Source organism: Paraburkholderia sp. Clong3, from assembly GCF_050436485.1.
Lineage (GTDB): Bacteria > Pseudomonadota > Gammaproteobacteria > Burkholderiales > Burkholderiaceae > Paraburkholderia > Paraburkholderia tuberum.
Window position 1 is genome coordinate 3,924,941 of record NZ_JBNDMH010000002.1, and the last position, 18,746, is coordinate 3,943,686.

General features: G+C 66.7%; 15 protein-coding genes. 3 read left to right on the forward strand and 12 right to left on the reverse strand.

Features of this window, described 5'->3' with window-relative positions; translation table 11 throughout:
- Positions 1–299: 299 nt before the first annotated feature.
- Positions 300–1,760, reverse strand: coding sequence for a multidrug transporter subunit MdtD (mdtD, locus tag OKW30_RS22320; protein WP_184072681.1), 1,461 nt, complete (start codon positions 1,758–1,760; stop codon positions 300–302).
- A gap of 129 nt (positions 1,761–1,889) precedes the next feature.
- On the reverse strand, positions 1,890–3,308 hold the full coding sequence (locus tag OKW30_RS22325; protein ID WP_429347583.1) for a PLP-dependent aminotransferase family protein: 1,419 nt from the start codon (positions 3,306–3,308) through the stop codon (positions 1,890–1,892).
- Between the two features lie 183 nt (positions 3,309–3,491).
- Between OKW30_RS22325 and OKW30_RS22330 the strand changes: the two genes are divergently transcribed.
- Positions 3,492–3,797, forward strand: coding sequence for a DUF2917 domain-containing protein (locus tag OKW30_RS22330; RefSeq protein ID WP_429347584.1), 306 nt, complete (start codon positions 3,492–3,494; stop codon positions 3,795–3,797).
- A 35-nt stretch (positions 3,798–3,832) separates the two neighbouring features.
- Here the strand turns inward: OKW30_RS22330 and OKW30_RS22335 are convergent, their stop codons facing one another.
- Positions 3,833–5,074 carry a citrate/2-methylcitrate synthase gene (locus OKW30_RS22335; RefSeq protein WP_429347585.1) on the reverse strand — a complete coding sequence of 414 codons (1,242 nt, stop codon included), beginning with the start codon at positions 5,072–5,074 and terminating at the stop codon, positions 3,833–3,835.
- A 126-nt stretch (positions 5,075–5,200) separates the two neighbouring features.
- On the opposite strand from OKW30_RS22335, the gene OKW30_RS22340 reads away from it, so the two are divergent.
- Positions 5,201–6,610 (forward strand): CoA transferase, encoded by a 1,410-nt coding sequence (locus OKW30_RS22340; RefSeq protein WP_429347778.1) that lies wholly within the window; start codon positions 5,201–5,203, stop codon positions 6,608–6,610.
- 66 nt (positions 6,611–6,676) lie between these two features.
- Here the strand turns inward: OKW30_RS22340 and OKW30_RS22345 are convergent, their stop codons facing one another.
- Positions 6,677–7,423, reverse strand: coding sequence for a GntR family transcriptional regulator (locus OKW30_RS22345; protein WP_013090333.1), 747 nt, complete (start codon positions 7,421–7,423; stop codon positions 6,677–6,679).
- 195 nt (positions 7,424–7,618) lie between these two features.
- Between OKW30_RS22345 and OKW30_RS22350 the strand changes: the two genes are divergently transcribed.
- The gene (locus OKW30_RS22350) at positions 7,619–8,464 is read left to right on the forward strand and encodes an aldo/keto reductase (protein WP_429347586.1); all 846 of its coding nucleotides are present in this window, start codon (positions 7,619–7,621) and stop codon (positions 8,462–8,464) included.
- A gap of 93 nt (positions 8,465–8,557) precedes the next feature.
- Here OKW30_RS22350 and OKW30_RS22355 read toward each other — a convergent pair whose 3' ends face one another.
- From OKW30_RS22355 to OKW30_RS22390, 8 genes are all read right to left on the reverse strand, one after another.
- Positions 8,558–9,019 carry a Rap1a/Tai family immunity protein gene (locus tag OKW30_RS22355; protein ID WP_184023091.1) on the reverse strand — a complete coding sequence of 154 codons (462 nt, stop codon included), beginning with the start codon at positions 9,017–9,019 and terminating at the stop codon, positions 8,558–8,560.
- Between the two features lie 328 nt (positions 9,020–9,347).
- Positions 9,348–10,112: a hypothetical protein gene (locus tag OKW30_RS22360; protein WP_429347587.1), complete on the reverse strand. Its 765-nt coding sequence runs from the start codon at positions 10,110–10,112 to the stop codon at positions 9,348–9,350.
- A 420-nt stretch (positions 10,113–10,532) separates the two neighbouring features.
- Positions 10,533–12,722 carry an ABC transporter ATP-binding protein gene (locus OKW30_RS22365; protein WP_429347588.1) on the reverse strand — a complete coding sequence of 730 codons (2,190 nt, stop codon included), beginning with the start codon at positions 12,720–12,722 and terminating at the stop codon, positions 10,533–10,535.
- Positions 12,719–13,615, reverse strand: a complete 897-nt coding sequence (locus OKW30_RS22370; RefSeq protein ID WP_429347589.1) for an ABC transporter permease — start codon at positions 13,613–13,615, stop codon at positions 12,719–12,721. Before OKW30_RS22370 ends, OKW30_RS22365 begins: the two co-directional genes overlap by 4 nt.
- Positions 13,612–14,640, reverse strand: coding sequence for an ABC transporter permease (locus OKW30_RS22375; protein ID WP_184072667.1), 1,029 nt, complete (start codon positions 14,638–14,640; stop codon positions 13,612–13,614). The genes OKW30_RS22370 and OKW30_RS22375 overlap by 4 nt, the downstream gene beginning before the upstream one ends.
- Before the next feature lie 41 nt (positions 14,641–14,681).
- Positions 14,682–16,355, reverse strand: coding sequence for an ABC transporter substrate-binding protein (locus OKW30_RS22380; RefSeq protein ID WP_429347590.1), 1,674 nt, complete (start codon positions 16,353–16,355; stop codon positions 14,682–14,684).
- A 388-nt stretch (positions 16,356–16,743) separates the two neighbouring features.
- Positions 16,744–17,763 carry a HoxN/HupN/NixA family nickel/cobalt transporter gene (locus OKW30_RS22385; protein ID WP_429347591.1) on the reverse strand — a complete coding sequence of 340 codons (1,020 nt, stop codon included), beginning with the start codon at positions 17,761–17,763 and terminating at the stop codon, positions 16,744–16,746.
- A gap of 349 nt (positions 17,764–18,112) precedes the next feature.
- Entirely contained in the window at positions 18,113–18,640 is a 528-nt protein-coding gene (locus OKW30_RS22390) for a cupin domain-containing protein (protein WP_090801585.1), read from the reverse strand.
- Positions 18,641–18,746: the final 106 nt, after the last annotated feature.

An 18,746-nucleotide genomic window follows, 5' to 3' on the forward strand; every position in this document is an offset into this window, starting at 1 on the left:
GCGGCGCTTGCTGGGCCGGGCAGGAGTTCGCGCGCGCAGACCAAGAGTTTACAGGATAGACGAGCAAGAACTATGCGCGTGTTCGAACACAGCTCGAGCGTCCACCAGCAATGCTCCGAGGAAATCATTGTGCGCCCGCCGCGGTACGAAGGCGATAACGCGCACTTCGCTGGTGCGGGACGCGCCCTGTTGCGGGTCGGCGACGCTGTGCAAGGGTGCTGCGTGCGGCGCGCGCGGAGCAATGCCCGGAAATCCGTTCGCGAATGCACGAGGATGCGTCGTCCTGGCTCGTGCGGCTTTCAAGTACGTTCCGAAGGATCGGTCTTTTTCGCGGGCGTGCGAATCTCCGGCGACAACTGCGCAAAGATCCATGACGAGCATGCGGTGATGATGCCGACACAGAGGAACGTCGCATGAAACGCGGGCAGCGAATTGGCGCCGGTCACGCGTTGCATGATGCCGGTAAAGGTTGTCAGCAACGCACCGGCCACCGTCACGCCGAGACTCATCGAAAGCATCTGCACGAGCGAAAACAGGCTATTGCCGCTGCTGGCGCCGCCGGTGCCGAGGTCCTTCAACGTCAACGTATTCATCGCGGTGAACTGCATCGAGTTCACGCCGCCGAAGATCGCCAGTTGCACGAGCCGCAGCCACAGCGGCTGATGCGTGCTCGTGAGCGCGAAACTCGCCATCATCAGGCCGACCAGAATCGTGTTCGCCATCAGCACGCGCCGGTAGCTGTACTTCAGAATCAGCTTCGTCACGAGGCGCTTCGTCGCCATGCCCGTGGCCGCCACGGGCAGCATCATCAGCCCAGCTTCGAATGCGCTATACCCGAGGCTCACCTGCAACAGCAGAGGAATCAGGTAGGGCATCGAGCCGCTGCCGATCCGCGCGAACAGATTACCGAGCAGCCCAACGCTAAACGTGTGGATCTTGAACAGATCGAGCGGGAAGATCGGCGCGGGCTCGCGCACCGCGTGCAGCCCATATGCAACGAAGCACGCCATGCTCAGAATCAGCAGCACCAGCACCGTCGCATGTTGAATGCCGAACTCGGTGCGGCCATCGAGCGCGAACGAAATCGCCACCATGCCCACCACCAGCAACAGGTAGCCGCCAAGGTCGAATTTGCCCGTGTGTTCGTTGCGGCTATCCGGCATGAAGATAAACGTCGCGATGCAGCCCACGATGCCCACCGGCACGTTGATCAGAAAGATCCAGTGCCACGACGCGATCTTGACGAGCCAGCCACCGAGCGTCGGTCCGATCAACGGTCCGATCAGCCCCGGAATCGCCACGAACGACAACGCCGGCAGATAGCGCTCAGCCGGAAAGGTTCGCAGCACCGCGAGCCGCCCAACCGGCAGAAGCATCGCGCCGCCCACGCCTTGAAGAACGCGAAAGAGCACCAGTTGGTTCAGCGTATGCGCGTTTGCGCACAGCAACGAGCCCACCGCGAACACGAGGATCGCACTGAAGAACACGCGCCGCGTGCCGAGTCTGTCGGCGAGCCAGCCGGACACGGGGATCATCACCGCCATCGTCAGCGAGTAGGCGATCACCACCGATTGCATGCGCAGCGGCAACTCGCCGAGGCTTGTCGCCATCGCGGGCAGCGCGGTGTTGACGATCGTCGAATCGAGCGTCTGCATGAAGAAGCCGGTGGCGACCAGCCACAGCATCACGGTCAGCGAGCGGGGCGAAGGACCCGAGGGGATATCGGGAGCGAGGGCGGGCGGAGGCGGCGTCGTGGACATATGAGGTGGCTGGGCGCGCTCGGTCGGGCTGGGACTCGCTATTCTAGGGAAAAGCGGGTCCCGGCGCAGCGGGCGGCGCAGCGTTGCGCGGGTGTCGGCGCTGCGTCACGGCCGCGCTCCGCGCCGTGTTCACGCATCAGGCGGCAACTGCGCCGCCGCATGAAAAAACGCCTGCGCCCGTGGCTCGTTGCCAAACGCCACATGAATTCTGATCCACGGGCTCACCTCCCGGTTCGGCCTGAAGTACTGTCCAGGCAGCACCGTCACTCCGAGGGGCACGCCGCATTCAACGAGCCGCTCGGCGTCCGCGACATGCGGCACGCGTGCCCACACGAACTTGCCACCCGCTGGTTCTTCGAAGATCTCCCAGCCGGCATCTTCGAGTGTCTGGACGGTCGAGCCGAGCGCGCCACGCATCTGGCGGCGCAGTCGCTCCAGATATTTGCGATATGCGCCGCGCTCCAGCATCGACACCGCCACCGCTTCGGCAAAGCGCGAACAGCCGATGCTCGTCAGCATCTTGATGTCGACCAGGTCCTTGATGATCGCGTGACTCGCAACCACGCAGCCGACCCGTAGCGAAGACGACAGCGTTTTCGACAATCCGCCGATGTAGATCACCTGTTCGAGTTGGTCGAGGGTGGCCAGGCGGTCGGTGAGCTCGGTCTGAAAATCCGCGTAGATATCGTCCTCGATGATCTGGAAGCCATGCTCTCGCGCCATTTGCAGCAAACGGAATGCGACCTGCGGTGCGACCGTGGTGCCGGTCGGATTGTGGAACACGGTGTTGATGAGCAGCAATCTGGGCCGGTGCAGCTTCAGTTGCGCCTGCATCGTGTCGAGGTCGGGACCATTGCCCGTGCGTGGAATGCCGATCAGCTTCATGCCGTGCAGGCGCAACAGGCCGTACAGGTTGTAGTAACCGGGGTCCTCGACAAAGATCGTGTCGCCTGGCTTGAGCATGTAGCGCACCAGCAGATCGAACGCCTGGCTCGCGCCATTGGTGATCAGAATCTGCGATGCGTCTGCCTGGATGCCCAACTGGCCAATGCGGCCGCGCAACTGTTCGCGCAAGACCGGGTTGCCGAGCGGCGTCGCGTACTCGACCATGCTAGCCGGATCGGTTCGCGACACGTGGCGGATCGCCTGCGCAATGCCATCGATGTCGCGCCAGCTTTCGGGGATGAAACCGGTGCTGAGCTTCAGCGTCTCGCCCGGAAAGTTGAATTGCTCGAGCAGATGGTCCGACTCGACATCGGCGCGGCGCGGGTCCGAAGTGCCCTGGCAGCGCATGTCTGTCGGTTGGCGATCGGCGACGTAAAAGCCGGAGCCGTGGCGCGAGTCGACATAGCCGAGCGACACCAACCGGTCGTATGCCTCGATCACCGGAAAGCGGCTTACGGCGAAGTCGGCGGCGAACTGGCGGATCGACGGCAGCTTTGAGCCAGGATGCGCATTGCGCGAGCGGATCCACGCCGAGACGCCCGCGACGATCTGCTCGGTCAGCGGCACGCCGTTGTCCCGATCGAGCTGGATTTCGAGTTTCATACGCTTGCCTTCTGTCGCCGGCCTGCGAACGCGAAAGTTTTAAACCTGCGCCGCGCGAGCCACGCCAACTGTTCGGTTTTTTGACTGAACAGTTCCGATGAAAGTGTTCGGAACTGTGCATGGGTCTCCGATCATCGCACGTCAATAATCGGTACAACAGAAAGTTCATCGAGGAGAACGGCGATGCGAGAAGTGCGAGTTTTCGAGCTGGAACATGGCGAGCCCGTCACGGCCTGGCGGGTTGCGCGTCCGACGATTTTCAAGGTGATCAGCGGCAACGTCTGGCTGACCGTCGAGGGCGAGCATGAGGATCACTGGCTGGCGGCGGGGCAGTCGATCGAGTTGGCGCGTGGATCGGTGGCATGGATCAGCGCCGGGCGGGCCGGGGCGCGTTTTGCGCTGGCGAGCGGCTCGGAACGCAGGTTGCCGACGCTGCTATTCGGCTGGCCGATGCCGACTTGGCTGGCGCGTCGGCCGGGAGTGGTCTGATGCAGGGCGAACGGCGAGCCGCCTCTTCCTGGCCCCTAAGCAGCACCTCCCGCCTCATACTCCCCGATATACCGCGCCCGCGGCCGGATCAACCGGCCATCGCGCGCCTGCTCCATCGCGTGCGCGATCCAGCCGACCACCCGCCCGAGCGCGAACAGCGTGAACGCGGCCCCGCTCGGCAAGCCGAGCACGCGCTCGATCGCGGCAAGCGCGAAATCCACCGTCGGCTCCGCGCCGGTCGTGTCGCGCACCGCTCGCGCGACCTGCAGCACCTCGTTGAGCGGCGAGCGGGCTGGCGTGCAGTCGGCGAGCATCGTCAGCAATAGCCGCGCGCGCGGATCACCGTCCGGATAGAGCGGATGACCGAAGCCCGACAGCACCGGCCCTTGCGCGCCGTGCTCGTAGCGCGCGAGACGGTTCGCCAGATAGCGGTCCAGCTCGGGCGAGCGCGACGCCTCATCGAGCAGCGCGGCGATGCGCACGGTTTCGCCGCCGTGACGCGGCCCGGAAAGCGCCGCGAGCCCGCCCGCGACCGCACCGAACAGGTGCGTGCCCGTCGACGTGATACAACGGACCGTGAACGTCGACGCGTTCAGCTCGTGATCCGCGCAGGCGACCAGGGCCGCGCGCAGCAGTCCGCTTTGCTGACGGCTGCGCACCCGCCAGGCCGTCGCGATCTGCCGATGCAGCGGTTCGTTCGACGGCGCCGCCGGTAGCATCGCGGCGGCCAGCAGCCGCATCACGGCGCACGCGGTGTCGAGCTGCGCATCGCGGCCGAGCGCCCACACGCGCGGCATCTGCGCGGCGGCGGCCGGCAGCAGCACCAGCGCGCGATCGAGCGGCGTGCTGTCACTCCACAGCTTGAGCCACGCGGCCCATTGCGCGGGGGCGAGCGGCACGACGGGCGCATCGGCGATGCGCCGCGCGCTGCATTCCCACAACAGCGCCGCGACGTCTTCGAGTGACGCACTGCGCGCGAGCTCGATCGCATCGTGCCCGCGATACAGCAGCCGACCGTCCGCGACCAGCGTGATCGACGATTCGAGCACCGGTACGCCCCAGTCGAGCACCTTCTGCGCGACCTTGCCGGCGCGTTTGCCGTCCGCCTTGCGACGCGCGAGGCGGCGCACCTCGGCGGCATCGTAGAGCCGATGCCTGCCTTGCGCATCCGGCGACGAGCCGAGCATGCCTCGGCTCACATACGCGTAGAGCGTCGGCACGCTGACGCCGAGCGTTGCGGCCGCTTCGGCGGCGCTCAGGTAAATCGGGGCTGGCATAAAAGTGCGTATAAACCGAAGAAATCAATATATGTTGATTATCATAATCAAGATTGATTGCGGCAAGGCGCAAATTTAGACTCGGTGTACCTGCTTCCTGTCCGCGCGGCCAGCGCGCCCGATCCCATGACGCCCGAACTCGCCCTCAAGCACATCTGGACCCTCGCCGGCGGCGATCCGGTCGCGCTGCACGCCGTGTCGCTCGCCGGCGCGGATCCCGGCTTGCCGTCGGTCTACCGTGTCGGCAGCCTCGCGGCGTCGACCATCGCCGCGACGGGCCTCGCCGCCGCCGAATACTGGCGCTTGCGCAGCGCTCGCCTGCAGCAGGTGTCGGTGCAGATGCGTCGCGCGCTGGCGGCGTTTCGCAGCGAACGCTATTTGCGGATCGACGATGGGCCGCCGCCCGCGCTGCGCGATCCGGTCACCGGCTTCTATGAAACGGGCGACGGCCGCTGGATTCAGCTGCATACGAATTTCGCGCATCACCTGAAGGGCGTGCTCGAGGTGCTCGGTTGTGACAATGGGCGGCCCTCGGTGGCGGCCGCGATTCGCGGCTGGGAGGGCGCGACGCTCGATCAAACGCTCGCCGACGCGGGCCTGTGCGCCGCCTTGATTCGCACGCCCGACGAATGGGCCGCGCTCGAGCAGGCCAAAGCGATCGCGCGCTTGCCGCTGTTCGAGATCGAGCGCATCGGCGACGCCCCGGCCGAGCCGCCGCGCCACGCCGCCGCTGACGTTGACTCCGGTATCGACCGCCCGCTCGCGGGTGTGCGGGTGCTGGATCTGTCGAGGATCATCGCGGGACCGGTGGCCGGCCGCGCGCTCGCGCATCATGGCGCGGACGTGTTGACGATCAACGGGCCGCATCTGCCGAACATCGCGCCGCTCGTGATCGACAACGGCCGCGGCAAGCGTTCGGCAATCGTCGATCTGCGCGAGGCGGCAGGCTGCGACACGTTGCGCGGACTCGCGCGCGATGCCGACGTGTTCCTGCAGGCCTATCGTCCGGGCGCGCTCAAGGCGCGCGGCTTCGGGCCGGACGAGCTGGCGCGGCTGCGGCCCGGCATCGTCTATGTCTCGGTGTGCGCGTACGGGCACACAGGGCCGTGGGCGCAGCGACGCGGCTTCGATAGTCTGGTGCAGTCGGCGAGCGGCATCGCGTGGACCGAGCGCGCGGCGGCGGGTTCGGCCGAGCCGCGGCATCTGCCGTGTCAGGCGCTCGATCACGCGACCGGCTATCTGGCGGCGTTCGGCGCGATGGTCGCGCTCGCGCGGTGCGCTCGCGAGGGCGGCAGCTGGCATGTGAAGGTGTCTCTTGCGCAGACGGGGCGTTGGCTGCAGTCGTTCGGGCTGCTGGCCGATGGGCAGCAGGCGCCCGAGGTGTCGCTCGACGATGTGCGCGATTGCGTCGCGAGCGTGCAATCGGAGTTCGGGCGTGTGCTTGGCGTGCTGCCGGCGGAGGAACTGGAGCAGACGCCTGCGTTTTATGCGCTGCCGCCGGCGCGCATCGGCGCGCACGAAGCCCGGTGGACGTGACGGTTGGAGCGGGCGGCGCGTTCAGGTTGGGAACGCGGCGTACCTAACCGCCCACCGTGTCGCAGCTTACTTTCGCAACTCCGCCACGAAGTCGTAGTAATCGTTGCGGCAGTACGTGTCCGTCAGTTCGATCGCGCGTTGATCCGCCGTATAACCCACGCGCGTGATCAACAGCAACGCCTCGTTCGGCGCGATGCTCATCTGCTGCGCGATCTCGTCGCTCGCGTTCACCGCGCGGAAGTGCTGCAACGCGCGCACGATCGTCAGTCCGCGATTCTCCAGATACGTGTACAGCGAGTCGCCGATTGCCTGTGGATCGGGAATCACCGCGGCCGGGAACGTCGAATTCTCGACCGCCATCACGATGCCGTCGGCGAGCCGCAGCCGCCGCAGCCGCGTGACCGCTGCGGCCGGCGACAGACCCAGTTGGATCACCTCATCGCGATTGGCCGGCGAGATTTCGCGCGACAGCCACTTCGAACTCGGCGTGAAGCCGCGCCGCCGCAGCATTTCGCTGAAGCTCGACAGACGCGACAACGGATCTTCGTAGCGCGGCGTGATGAAGCTGCCCGCGCCTTGGGTGCGGCGGATCAAACCCTGCTCCACGAGCAGCGCGATCGCCTTGCGCGACGTGATGCGCGACACGCCGAGCGCCTCCGACAGCACGCGCTCCGAAGGCAGCGCCTCGCCGGCGTTCCAGCGGTTTTCGTGGATCGCGCTGCCGAGCTTGCGGGCAAGTTGCAGATAGAGCGGCGTGTCGTTTTCCGGGTCCGGGCGCAGGTCGCGCCAGCGGTCTTCCGAGGCAGAGGTCATGGGGCTCACGCAAGATGGGCAAGCGGCAATTTTAAAACATCGGCGCGTCCCGTTATAGCGGGCTTTTGCCAGGCGCGCCGTTGCGAGGCCGCGGAACCGCTAAACTCATCGCCAGGTTTTTCGTAGCATGCGTTGCGTGATGAGGCGGCGGGCCAGCGCATCGCATCTGGATCGAGCCACTTTCGAGGAGTCAGCATGACGAGCGAGATCGCAAGCGTGAGCCTGCCGGGCGGCGAGCGCATGCCGGCACTGGGGCAGGGCACGTGGGAAATGGGCGAGCAGCGGGCACGACGCGCGGCGGAAATCGATGCGCTGCGCTGCGGCATCGAACTCGGCATGACGCTGATCGATACCGCCGAAATGTACGGCGACGGCGCGACCGAGTCGCTGCTCGGCGAAGCGCTCGCGGGTTTGCGCGACAAGGTGTTTCTGGTCAGCAAGGTGTATCCGCACAACGCCAGCCGGCGCGGCGTGATCGCCGCGTGCGAGCAGAGCCTGAAGCGTCTGAAAACGGACCGGCTCGATCTGTATCTGCTGCACTGGCGTGGCTCGGTGCCGCTCGCGGACACCGTCGACGGCTTCGAGGCGCTGCGGCGCGCGGGCAAGATCCGTCACTGGGGCGTCAGCAACTTCGATACCGACGATATGGACGAACTCGTCGCGACGCCAGGCGGCGACGCGTGCGCGACCAACCAGATTCTGTACAACGTGGCGCGGCGCGGGCCGGAGTTCGATCTGTTGCCGTGGCTCGCCGCGCGCGGCATGCCGGCGATGGCGTACAGCCCGGTCGATCATGCGCGGCTGCCGAAACGCTCGCCGCTCGACGATATCGCCGACGCGCGCGGCGTCTCGGTGTTTCAGGTGGCGCTCGCGTGGGTGCTGCGCAAGCCCAATGTGTGCGCGATTCCGAAGGCGGCGCGCGTCGAGCATGTGCGCGACAACCATCGCGCGTCGCAACTGGTGCTGGAAGCCGGCGAACTCGCCGCGCTCGACGCGCACTTCAAGCCGCCGCGCGGCAAGCGTGCGCTGGAGATGTTGTAAGCGCCGGCGCGGCCGCCGTCCGTTGCGCAACGGCGGCGCGCGAGGCTCGAAGCGCTGTGGGCGTCGATGACGCCGCTCGCGCTGACGCGGCGCTCAGGTGCAGGGATGGTGCTGATGCACGGAGCCGAGCACGGCGACTTCGGCGGGGGTGTGCTGCAGCGCGTCGTCCGGCACCTGGGCGGCATCGGCGAGGAAGTCGTCGACGATCGACGACACCGCCACGTCGCGCAGGCATAGCGACACGCGCTGCGTTTCGTTGGCGGGGAGGGTCGCTCGTTGCGAGAGGAACAGCACGCCGTATTGATAACCGTGGATGATGCCGCGGATCGCGCCGACGCATTGCCCTTGCGCGACGTTGTCGTGGCGCTGTTTGCAGCTCTGGACGAGCGAGTAGGCCGAGAAGCTCGGGTCGACCGGTGGTGCCGCTTGCGACAAGGTTTGCGCCATTGGCTGCGCGGGTGTTTGCGCATTGGCGAGCGATGCGAGGCCCAGGGCGGCAGCGGTCAGCACGGCGGCTGCCGTGCGGGTCGCGGAGGGGGGGACGCTTCTATGCATGTTGTGGGCCCTCATATCGAACGATGAATTTGATATGAGGCGGTCGTCTCGGATTGGTTCCATAACACTCGCACGCAATGGAGGTTGTGTTCCCGCCGCTCGCGGTGCGGTTCGCGCGATGGCGCGAGGCGCGGCGCGCGCGCTCTCCGAGCCATTCCGTCAGCGCGCGCCGAAGGCGGGCGGGCCGCTCCGACCGGCCTCCGGCGGTGACGCCCGACCGGGGGATCGGGACATCACCGCCGTTGCCAGCGGATAGCGGACAGTATGCCGGGACATGTCGTCGGCGGGTAGGGCGCGGGGGCTCCCTACCCGGGGCAACGGGCGACGCCTAGTGCCCGTTCCCGCCACCGTTGCCACTGCCGCCGCTGCCGCCACCCTTGCCTCCGTGACCGCCGCCGAAGCCTCCGCCAAAGCCTCCGCCGAACCCGCCACCGAAGCCACCACCGAAGCCACCACCATTCGCACCGCCGAAACCACCGCCAGGGCCACCGCCAAAGCCACCACCTGGGCCACCGCCAAAGCCACCACCTGGGCCACCGCTGGAGCCTCCGCAACCGCAGCCGCCGCTCCCGCTGCCGCCGCTGCTTCCGCCGCCTCCGCCGCCTCCGCCACCTCCGCCACCTCCGCCACCACCGCCACCACCACCGCTATTTCCCTTACCGCCCGTGCCCGCACCGCCACTCCCACTTCCGCTCCCTGAACCCGCCGCCCCGGCGCCGCTGTTGCCGCTTGCGCCAGCACCGCCATTGCTCGAACCCGCCGCGCCGCCATTACCGCTGCCGCCGCCGAGCCGCCCGCAGCCCGGACCGCCGAGCCCGCCGCAGCCGGCCGGCGCGAACACCGAGGCGGCGTCGTCGGCGGCTGTGGCCGTGCCAGCCTCGGCGCCGGTTGCCGCGCCGTCGTTCTGCGCGAGCAGCAGCGGCGTTGAATCGCCGGGTTGCGCCCGCAACGCGTCGGCCAGCACAATCGAGCGAGGGATCACGTCCGTCGACGCCCCGTACGCGGTCCCGCCCGCCAACACCTCGACCACCGCGAGGACCACCGCGCCGCGCATCATTGCACAGTAGTACTGATCTGATTTTCCGGTCTTCATCGCGCGTCTCCAGAGCGAAGGACGGTACCTCGCTGCCGCCTTCGCGAGCTGCCCCAGCGCCGGCCGACCTGTCTGCACGCGGGGCTTGTCGAACCCCCGGTCCGTTGTGTCGAAGTTGTCCGTGCGTCGCTGCCGTGCTGATCGCGCGAGGTCGCGCCATCGCGTGGTGACGCTCGTCGTGCGGATATGCGCGGCGTTGCTCGCCCGGTTTGGCTTCGAATCTTTGGCCGCTAATTTAGCGATATCCATGCCACGCGTCGCAAAGCCTTGAAGCGACACGGGCGATATCGGGATGTGCGATGCGCACGCCGGAAAAACGCCTCAAAACGTTGCGACGATGAAACGCGCGGACGCAAAAGCGTGTTCCGACGCGGGATTCGTTAAGAGCGGCGGTGTGCGTCGATGAGGTTCGAGTCGACGCTAGCTGGCGTTTTCCGACGCATCGTCGGAGTTGCCGCCATTCGTCGGGTCGCTCGCGTTGTCGTCGCGCGGCTCGCTTTGCAGCTCGCGAAGTGTGGCGACCGGAATATGGCAGCGAATCCGGTGCGCGGAAGACGGGTCGGCGGCGCCGTCCGCGTCGAGAAACGGCGGGTCCTGCTGCTCGCAGATCGCGCCGAGCTTGCGCGGACAGCGCGTGTGAAACACGCAGCCCGACGGCATCGCGCCGGGCCCCGGCAACTCGCCGGTGAGACGGATACGCGTACGTTGATGCACCTCGCCGCACGCGCCGTCGCCCGGCAGCGTCGGCACGGCGGACAGCAGCGCCTCGGTATAGGGATGCTGCGGTCCATCGAACACGGCCGCCGCCGGGCCGATTTCGAGCAGCCGGCCGAGGTAGAGCACCGCGATGCGATCCGACACATAGCGGACCACGTGCAGATCGTGCGAGATGAATACGTAGCTGACGCCGCGCTCGCGCTGCAGATCGGCGAGCAGGTTCAGAATCGCGGCCTGCACCGACACGTCGAGCGATGAAGTCGGCTCATCGCACACGACGACGCGTGGTTCGCCGGCGAACGCGCGCGCAATCGCGACGCGCTGCTTGAGCCCACCCGAAAGCTGGCGTGAACGTGCGTCCAGATAGCGCTCGGGCAGCCGCACGGCGTCCGTCAGCGTGGCGAGCCGTGCGTCGATCTCGGGCCCGCGCAGCGCGGTGAAGCGCGCGAGCGCACGGCCGATCAGCCGCTTGACGGAATGCGCGCGATTGAGCGCCGAGTCCGGATTCTGGAACACGATCTGCAGCGATTTCAGCTGCTCGTCGCTGCGTCGCGTGACGCGCGCGGCGAGCGGGGCGCCGTCGAGTTCGAGCGCGCTGCCGGCATCGGGTGCGAGCAGGCCGAGCAGCAGCCGCGCGAGCGTTGTCTTGCCGCTGCCCGATTCGCCGACGAGGCCGAGCGTCTCGCCGCTCGCGAGTTCGAGCGACACGTCGTCGACCGCGCGCAGCGGGACGCCCGATACGTGGAATGTTTTCGACAGGTTCCGGGCGCGCAAGACCGGCGCAGTGGGCGCGCGCGGCGCCGCGTTGGATGATGCGGCCGCCACCGGCGCCGCGCTCGATGTCGCACGCGGCAGTTCGATCGCACGCTCGTGATAGTGGCAGCGCGCCATCTGATCGCCATGCCGGGCGCCGAGGCGATAGGGCGGCGGCGCGTCGCGGCGGCAGCGCTCGTCGGCGAGACGGCAGCGCTCCGCATAGATGCAGCCCTGCGTGACCGAGCCCGGCAGAGGCAGGCCGCCCGCGATCGTATCGAGCCGCTCGCTGTCCTTGCTGCGTCCGGCCGTCGGCAGGCAGCGCAGCAATCCGACCGTGTACGGATGACGCGGCCGCGCGAACACGTCCTGGGTCGCGCCTTCCTCGACCAGCTTGCCCGCGTACAGCACGCCGACGCGTTCGCACATGCGGCCGATCACCGCGAGGTTGTGGCTGATGAACAGCACCGCGGTGCCGAGTTCCTCGCGCAACCGTGCGACGAGGTCGAGCACTTCCGCTTCGACGGTCGCATCGAGGCCGGTAGTCGGTTCGTCGAGAATCAGCAGCGCGGGGTTCGACGCGAGCGCCATCGCGATCACGACGCGCTGCTGCATGCCGCCCGACAATTGATGCGGATAGCTGTTCATCACGCGCTCGGGCGCCGCGATGCGGACGCGTTTGAGTATCTCGAGCGTGCGTTGCAGCGCCTCGTCGCGCGCGACGCCGGCCGCCTCGAATGCTTCGGAAACCTGACGGGCGATCGTCAGCGATGGATTCAGTGCGCGCCCCGGGTCCTGGTAGACCATCGAGACGGTCGTCGCACGCATGCTGCGCAGCGCGTCGGCACCCAGCTTCTGCACGTCCTCTCCGGCGATTACGATCTTGCCGGCCTTCACCTTGCCATTGCGCGGCAGATAGCGCAGCGTCGCCATTGCCACGGTCGACTTGCCGCAACCGGATTCGCCGACGAGCCCATACGCCTCGCCGCGTCGCACGCGAAACGATACGTCCTGCAGCACTTCGCGATCGCGTCCGCGGATCCGGTAGGTGACCGTCAGGCCGACCACGGTCAGCGCATCGGTGCGATCGCTTTTCGACACGTCGAACGCGGCGAACGAGGAGGGCGGTGGGCCGTTCATTGGTCAAGCACTCCCTGCACGCCGTCGGCGATCAGATTGACGCCGACCACCAGTGACGCGATCGCGCCCGCCGCGAACACGACGGTCCACCACGCGCCGCCCGCCATCAACGTGTACGACTCTGACAGCGCGAGCCCCCAGTCGGCCGACGGCGGCTGGATGCCGAAGCCGAGAAACGACAGCGTCGCGACCGCGAAAATCGCATAGCCGAGCCGCACCGTTGCTTCGACGACGATCGGCGGCAGCACGTTCGGCAGGATCTCCGCGAACATGATGTACGGCGCGCGTTCGCCGCGCAGCTGCGCGGCGGCCACATAGTCGAGATGCCGCTCTGCGAACACGGCGGCGCGCACGGTGCGGGCTGTTATCGGTGTGAAGGTGGTGCCGATCACGAGAATCACCGTGAAGTTCGACGCACCGACCGCGGCGAGCGCGAGCAGCGCGACGATCACGAGCGGCAGCGCGAGCACCGCGTCGATCATGCGGCCGATCACGTCGTCGACCCAGCCGTCGAAGTAGCCGACCACCAGGCCGAGCGCGGTGCCCGCCGCGGTGCCGAGCAGTGTCGCGAGCGGCGCGATCGTCAGGATGTCGCGCGCGCCGACGATCACGCGCGAGAATACGTCGCGGCCGAGCTGATCGGTGCCGAACCAGTGCGTGCGATCGGGCGGCGTCAGCGAATTGAGCGGATCGGACGCGTACGGATCGAGATGCACGAACCACGGCCCGGCGATCGCGCAGACGATCCACCACGCGACGATCAGCGCGCCCACGATGAAGGTCGGCGAACCGAGGAGCAGGAGAAGGCGCGGGAAACGCGGCTCGGAGCCCGGTGCGCCTGGCGCGGGCGAGCCTGTTGGCGTCGATGAAGCCGGCGGCACGGTCGTATTCATTCGGCGGTCCTCACCCGCAGTCGCGGATTGAGCAGCACGTGCAGCGCATCGGCGACCAGATTCGCGAGCGTATAGACGACGCCGATCGTCAGTACGCCCGCTTCGAGCATTGGAAAATCCTTCGCCTTGGCGGCGTTGTAGATCAGCGAGCCGATGCCCTGGTAGTGGAACAGCGTCTCGACCACCACGAGTCCGCCGATCATGTAGCCGAGTTGGGTGGCGGCGACGGTGATCGTCGGCAGCAGTGCATTGCGCAGCACGTGCCGCCAGATCACGACGTGGCGCGGCAGGCCCTTGAGGATGGCGGTGCGCGTGTAGTCGGCGTCGAGCGCTTCGACGGTGCCCGCGCGTGCCATTCGCGCGATGTAGCCGAAGAACACGAGGACGAGCGGCAGCACCGGCAGCACCAGATGCCGCAGCTGTTCGAGCACGCTCGCATCGGGCGGAGCTGAGGCCTCGATCGGCAGCCAGCGCAGCCACACGCCGAACACGAGAATCAGCACGATCGACGACACGAACTCCGGCACCACGGTCGCCGACAAACCGGCGATGCTGATCGTGCGATCGAGCCAGCGCCCCGCATGCATCGCCGACCACACGCCGCCCGCGATGCCGAGCGGCACGACGACGATGAACGCGAGCAGACCGAGCTTCGCCGAATGCCCGAGCGCATCGGCGATGAACGGCCTGACCGGTTCGCGATACGCGTACGACAGCCCCATGTTGCCGCGCACGAAATGCGTGATCCAGTCGATGTATTGCGTGAGCAGCGGCCGGTCGGCGCCGAGCTGATGATCGAGCGCGGCGACCGCGCGCGCATCGGCGAGCGGCCCGAGCACCGCGCGGCCGATATCGCCGGGCAGCAGCTGGCCGCCCGCGAACACGATCACCGACAGCAGCCACAGCGTGATCAGCGAAAGACCCGCGCGCGTCGCGAGAAAACGCGCGACGCGGCCCGCGTTGCCGTTCGTCGCGCGCGGCGGACGCGATGTATTCGAGGCGGGAGAGGGCGCCGGAGCCGACATCGTGAGTTCTCCTGCGAAAAGCGAGACAGACCGCGCGCTGCTTACGCGCTGAGCGTCGCGCGATCGAAATACAGTTGCGCGAGCGCAGTGAAGCGCACGCCGTTCACGCCCTTGCGCATCGCGATCAGCTGATCGTAGAAGAACGGGATGATCAGCGGCGTTTCGTCGAGCAATAGCGTCTGGATCTGCCCGGAGATTTTCTTTTGCGTGGCGAGATCGATCGCCGCGACGAACTGCGCGACCAGTTGATCGTATTGCGGATTCTTGAAGTGCGCGGCGTTCCATGTGCCGTTGCTCGTCAGCGTCGCGTTGAGGAACACGTTCGGCACGCCGCGATGGCCGTAATCGGTGATGCCGAGCGGCGAGTCGAGCCAGTCGGATTTGCCCGGCGTGCCCGCGCCGTAGTAGAGCGATTGGCTCTCGACCTTCAGATTGATGCGCACGCCGATCGCCTTCGCGGCGTTCTGCACGACGACTGCGAGGTCGGGGATCTCCATGTATTTTTCGGTGGTCAGCGTGACGTCGAAACCGTTCGGCACGCCGGCCTGCGCGAGCAGCTGCTTCGCCTTCGCGACGTCGATCTTGCGTTGCGGCACGCCCGCATCCGACGATGGAAACACCGGCGCGAACGGGCTGTCGTTGCCGAGTTGTGCGCGACCCTTGAAGAGACCACGCACGATCACGTCGCGATCGAGCGACAACGCGAGTGCCTGACGCACGCGCTTGTCCTTGAAGAGCGGGCTGTCGTTGCGCATGTGAATCTGGCGGTGCGCGCTCGACTTGACGCCGACCGCCTTGTAGTCCGGATTGTTCAGGATGGCCGCGCCGCCCTGCACGGTGAACGTGCCCATCACGTCGGCCTGATGGCCTTGCAACGCGAGCAGTTGAGCCTGCTCGTCGGCGTAGAACGAAAACTGTACGCGTTGCGGTAACGCTTTCTCGCCCCAGTAGTCGGGATTGCGCACGAACGACGCGCCAACCTTCGGCTGATACTTTTCGAATTTGAACGGACCCGTGCCGATGAAACTCTTTTCGTAGTTGCCCGCGAAGTTCGCGGGCAGGATCACCGCGTTGTAATTATCCGAGGAAACGTAGTAAGGGAAATTGCCGGTCGGCGCGTCGAGATGAAACTCCACCGTGTGTTCATCGACGACCTTCGCGCCGCCTTTCGACAGCACGCCCTTTAGTACCGATAGCGCGGCCGAGCCGCTCGCGGGATCGGCGAGACGGTCGAAGGTCGCGACTACATCTTTCGCGCCGAAGCTCTGGCCGTCGTGGAATTTCACGTTCTGGCGCAGTTTGAAGGTCCACACGTCGCCCTTGTCGTTCGGCTTCCACGACAGCGCGAGCGCGGGCTTCAGCATCAGCTTCTCGCCGTCGTCGTCGATCAGGAATTCGCCGGTCTGGTTCAGCAGCGCGAGACTCGCGGCGTCAGTCACCGTCAGCGGATCGACGGCGCCCGCCGGCGTCAGATGCGCGACGCGGATCGTCTGGTTCGACGTGGGCGGTGCACCTTGCGCCCGCGCTCGCGGCGCGCCGAGCAGGCCGCCACCCGCGAGCGACAGACCGATCACGCTCGCATGTCGTAGCAGCTCGCGGCGCGTGATGCGGCCGGCGACAAACTCGTCGAGAGCGTGGTTGCCGTAGGCGTCGGCTGTGAGGCGGGCTGCGTCCAATGCGTCAGGTGCGAGAAATCGGTCCGCTGGCGTTTTCATCGATGGCGTGTCCAACCCGTTCTGTTGCTGGTTCGGAGGCGTCGCGCGAGCCGCGCGACGGCGCGAGGGGCAGCGCGCCTTCCGATGGGCGATGGGATGTGGCGGGGCCGCTATCGCGAAAGGGCAACGCTGTGCAGAGCGGTCTCAGTGTAAGCGATTGCTCGCGGCTCTGGCGCACCGGGGGCGCGCCGCGCTAGTCGATCGGCCGATAAATGACGCGCGGTGTGTCGTCGTCACAACGGTTACCGGACGCGTGCTCGCGAGGGGCGGCCGCGATTGTGGACGGATTGGCGGAGCAACACGGCGCGAAATGCGGTTTCGAACTCAACAAGGTGGAACTCTCAAAGAAACCTACGGTGTAGATCGGTTTCCCGGTAGGCCAGGTCACTTATCGTGCCGCCGTATCCGGCCGTCTCCAGCGATGAAACAGCACCGAGCCGATCCAGCACGCCATGAAGGCCGCGACGATCGCATAGCCGAGCGCGCCGAAATGATCGTTGATTCCGACGATCGCATCCGACACTCCGCCGCTCCAGCCGAAGCGATCCGACAGCAGCCCCAGCGCCTCGACGCCGCCAATCACGATCGCGACCATCGCCGACACGAACGTGATGCTCGCGTTGTAGTAAAGCTTGCGCTTCGGGTCGTCCATCGCCCAGCCGTATGCGTGCACCATCAGCACGTTGTCGGTCGAATCGACAAGCGTCATGCCGGCCGTGAAGAGCGCCGGGAACACGAGGATCGAATAGAGCGGCAGGCCAGTGCTGGCCTGCGACGCAGCGATCGCGAGCAGGCCGACCTCGGTCGCGGTGTCGAAGCCGAGCCCGAACAGCACGCCGACCGGATACATGTGCCAGCTTTTCGTGACCAGCCGAAACAGCGGCCGCAATGCGCGCGACAGCAGCCCGGCTGGGGCGAGCGCATCGGCTGACGCTGTGGTCGCAGCGTCGCCACGTCGCGTGTGCCGGTAGCGGCGCCACACGTCGCGCAGGACCACGAGATTGACCGCCGCGAGCACCAGCAGGAACGACGCGGAAACCAGTGTCCCGAGCGTGCCACCTACTTCCTTGAAGCTCTCGAAGCGCCCATTCAGCGAATGCGTGGTCCAGGCGATGCCGATCGTCGCTGCGATCACGATCGTCGAATGGCCGAGCGAAAACGCGAGCCCGATCCCGACCGGTCGCATGCCGGTTTGCATCAGCTTGCGCGTAACGGCGTCGATCGCCGCGATGTGGTCGGCGTCGACCGCATGACGCAGACCGAAGCCATACGCGAGCAGCGCGGTGCCGAGCAGCAGCGGGTAGTGGCGAAACGCGATTAGCGCCCACAGCCATGCGCCGAGGTTGGCGGCGAGCAGCACCGCGTAGAGCGCGACGAGGCGAGGGCGCAGCGAGGCGTTAGGCGTCATGTGGCACGAGCGGATGAATGGATGGGTTGATGAGCGGCTAGGGTCTGTTTACATATGGAACGCACGTGCGTTGCCGCGAGAAGGGCCGCTCGCAAGGATTGCGACGCCGCGAATACTCGACGTATTCGCAAGGAGCATGACGCAGCGAGCGGCCCTTCTCGCGGCAACCCCAGTTCTGAATTTCATTCCAGGGGAATGCCCGCTATCGGCCGCATGGCGGCGTCGTGCGTCGCTCACGTGGCGCGGCCACGCAGCGCTCCTTACTCCTTGCCCTGCGCCCCGAAGGAAGTCCCCTTGGGGGACGGCCGATAGCGGGCATTCGCACGTGCGTTCCATATGTAAACAGACCCTAGTGATCGTGCGGATGCTTGTGGATCGGATCGACCCAGTAGACGGTTTCCGGCTGCTCCACCGCGTCGATGTTCAAATTGACGACGACCGCTTCATTGTCGCTGCGCACGAGCACGCATTCGAGCGGCTCGTCGGTGCTCGCGTTGATCTCCTGATGCGGCACATAGGGCGGCACGAAGATGAAGTCGCCGGGACCGGCCTCGGCGGTGAATTCCAGATGCTCGCCCCAGCGCATGCGCGCCTGGCCGCGCACAACATAGATCACGCTTTCGAGCGCGCCATGATGATGTGCGCCGGTCTTCGCATTCGGATGGATCGTCACGGTGCCGGCCCAGATTTTCTGCGCGCCGACGCGCGCCGCGTTGATCGCGGCCGCGCGGTTCATGCCCGGCGTTTGCGCGGTGTTGGTGTCGAGCTGATCGCCGCGGATGACCTTCACGCCGTGTTCGCGCCAGTCGATCTGCTGGCTGGCTTCGGCGGCGTCGTGCTCGGCCCGGTAATGCGGATGTTCGTGATCGTGGCTCATCGTGTCTCCTCCTCGGCTGGCGTGCCGCGTTCGAGTCGTTCGCTTCGGTCTTACGATTCAGGGGCGTGCCGCATGGCTGATCAACATTCTGGCACGTTCAAAAAAC

What these genes read in the sequence shown, in the direction of transcription:
- mdtD (WP_184072681.1), bottom strand. Translation starts at nt 1,760, where the DNA reads ATGTCCACGACGCCGCCTCCGCCCGCCCTCGCTCCCGATATCCCCTCG.
- OKW30_RS22325 (WP_429347583.1), bottom strand. Translation starts at nt 3,308, where the DNA reads ATGAAACTCGAAATCCAGCTCGATCGGGACAACGGCGTGCCGCTGACC.
- OKW30_RS22330 (WP_429347584.1), top strand. Translation starts at nt 3,492, where the DNA reads ATGCGAGAAGTGCGAGTTTTCGAGCTGGAACATGGCGAGCCCGTCACG.
- OKW30_RS22335 (WP_429347585.1), bottom strand. Translation starts at nt 5,074, where the DNA reads ATGCCAGCCCCGATTTACCTGAGCGCCGCCGAAGCGGCCGCAACGCTC.
- OKW30_RS22340 (WP_429347778.1), top strand. Translation starts at nt 5,201, where the DNA reads ATGACGCCCGAACTCGCCCTCAAGCACATCTGGACCCTCGCCGGCGGC.
- OKW30_RS22345 (WP_013090333.1), bottom strand. Translation starts at nt 7,423, where the DNA reads ATGACCTCTGCCTCGGAAGACCGCTGGCGCGACCTGCGCCCGGACCCG.
- OKW30_RS22350 (WP_429347586.1), top strand. Translation starts at nt 7,619, where the DNA reads ATGACGAGCGAGATCGCAAGCGTGAGCCTGCCGGGCGGCGAGCGCATG.
- OKW30_RS22355 (WP_184023091.1), bottom strand. Translation starts at nt 9,019, where the DNA reads ATGCATAGAAGCGTCCCCCCCTCCGCGACCCGCACGGCAGCCGCCGTG.
- OKW30_RS22360 (WP_429347587.1), bottom strand. Translation starts at nt 10,112, where the DNA reads ATGAAGACCGGAAAATCAGATCAGTACTACTGTGCAATGATGCGCGGC.
- OKW30_RS22365 (WP_429347588.1), bottom strand. Translation starts at nt 12,722, where the DNA reads ATGAACGGCCCACCGCCCTCCTCGTTCGCCGCGTTCGACGTGTCGAAA.
- OKW30_RS22370 (WP_429347589.1), bottom strand. Translation starts at nt 13,615, where the DNA reads ATGAATACGACCGTGCCGCCGGCTTCATCGACGCCAACAGGCTCGCCC.
- OKW30_RS22375 (WP_184072667.1), bottom strand. Translation starts at nt 14,640, where the DNA reads ATGTCGGCTCCGGCGCCCTCTCCCGCCTCGAATACATCGCGTCCGCCG.
- OKW30_RS22380 (WP_429347590.1), bottom strand. Translation starts at nt 16,355, where the DNA reads ATGAAAACGCCAGCGGACCGATTTCTCGCACCTGACGCATTGGACGCA.
- OKW30_RS22385 (WP_429347591.1), bottom strand. Translation starts at nt 17,763, where the DNA reads ATGACGCCTAACGCCTCGCTGCGCCCTCGCCTCGTCGCGCTCTACGCG.
- OKW30_RS22390 (WP_090801585.1), bottom strand. Translation starts at nt 18,640, where the DNA reads ATGAGCCACGATCACGAACATCCGCATTACCGGGCCGAGCACGACGCC.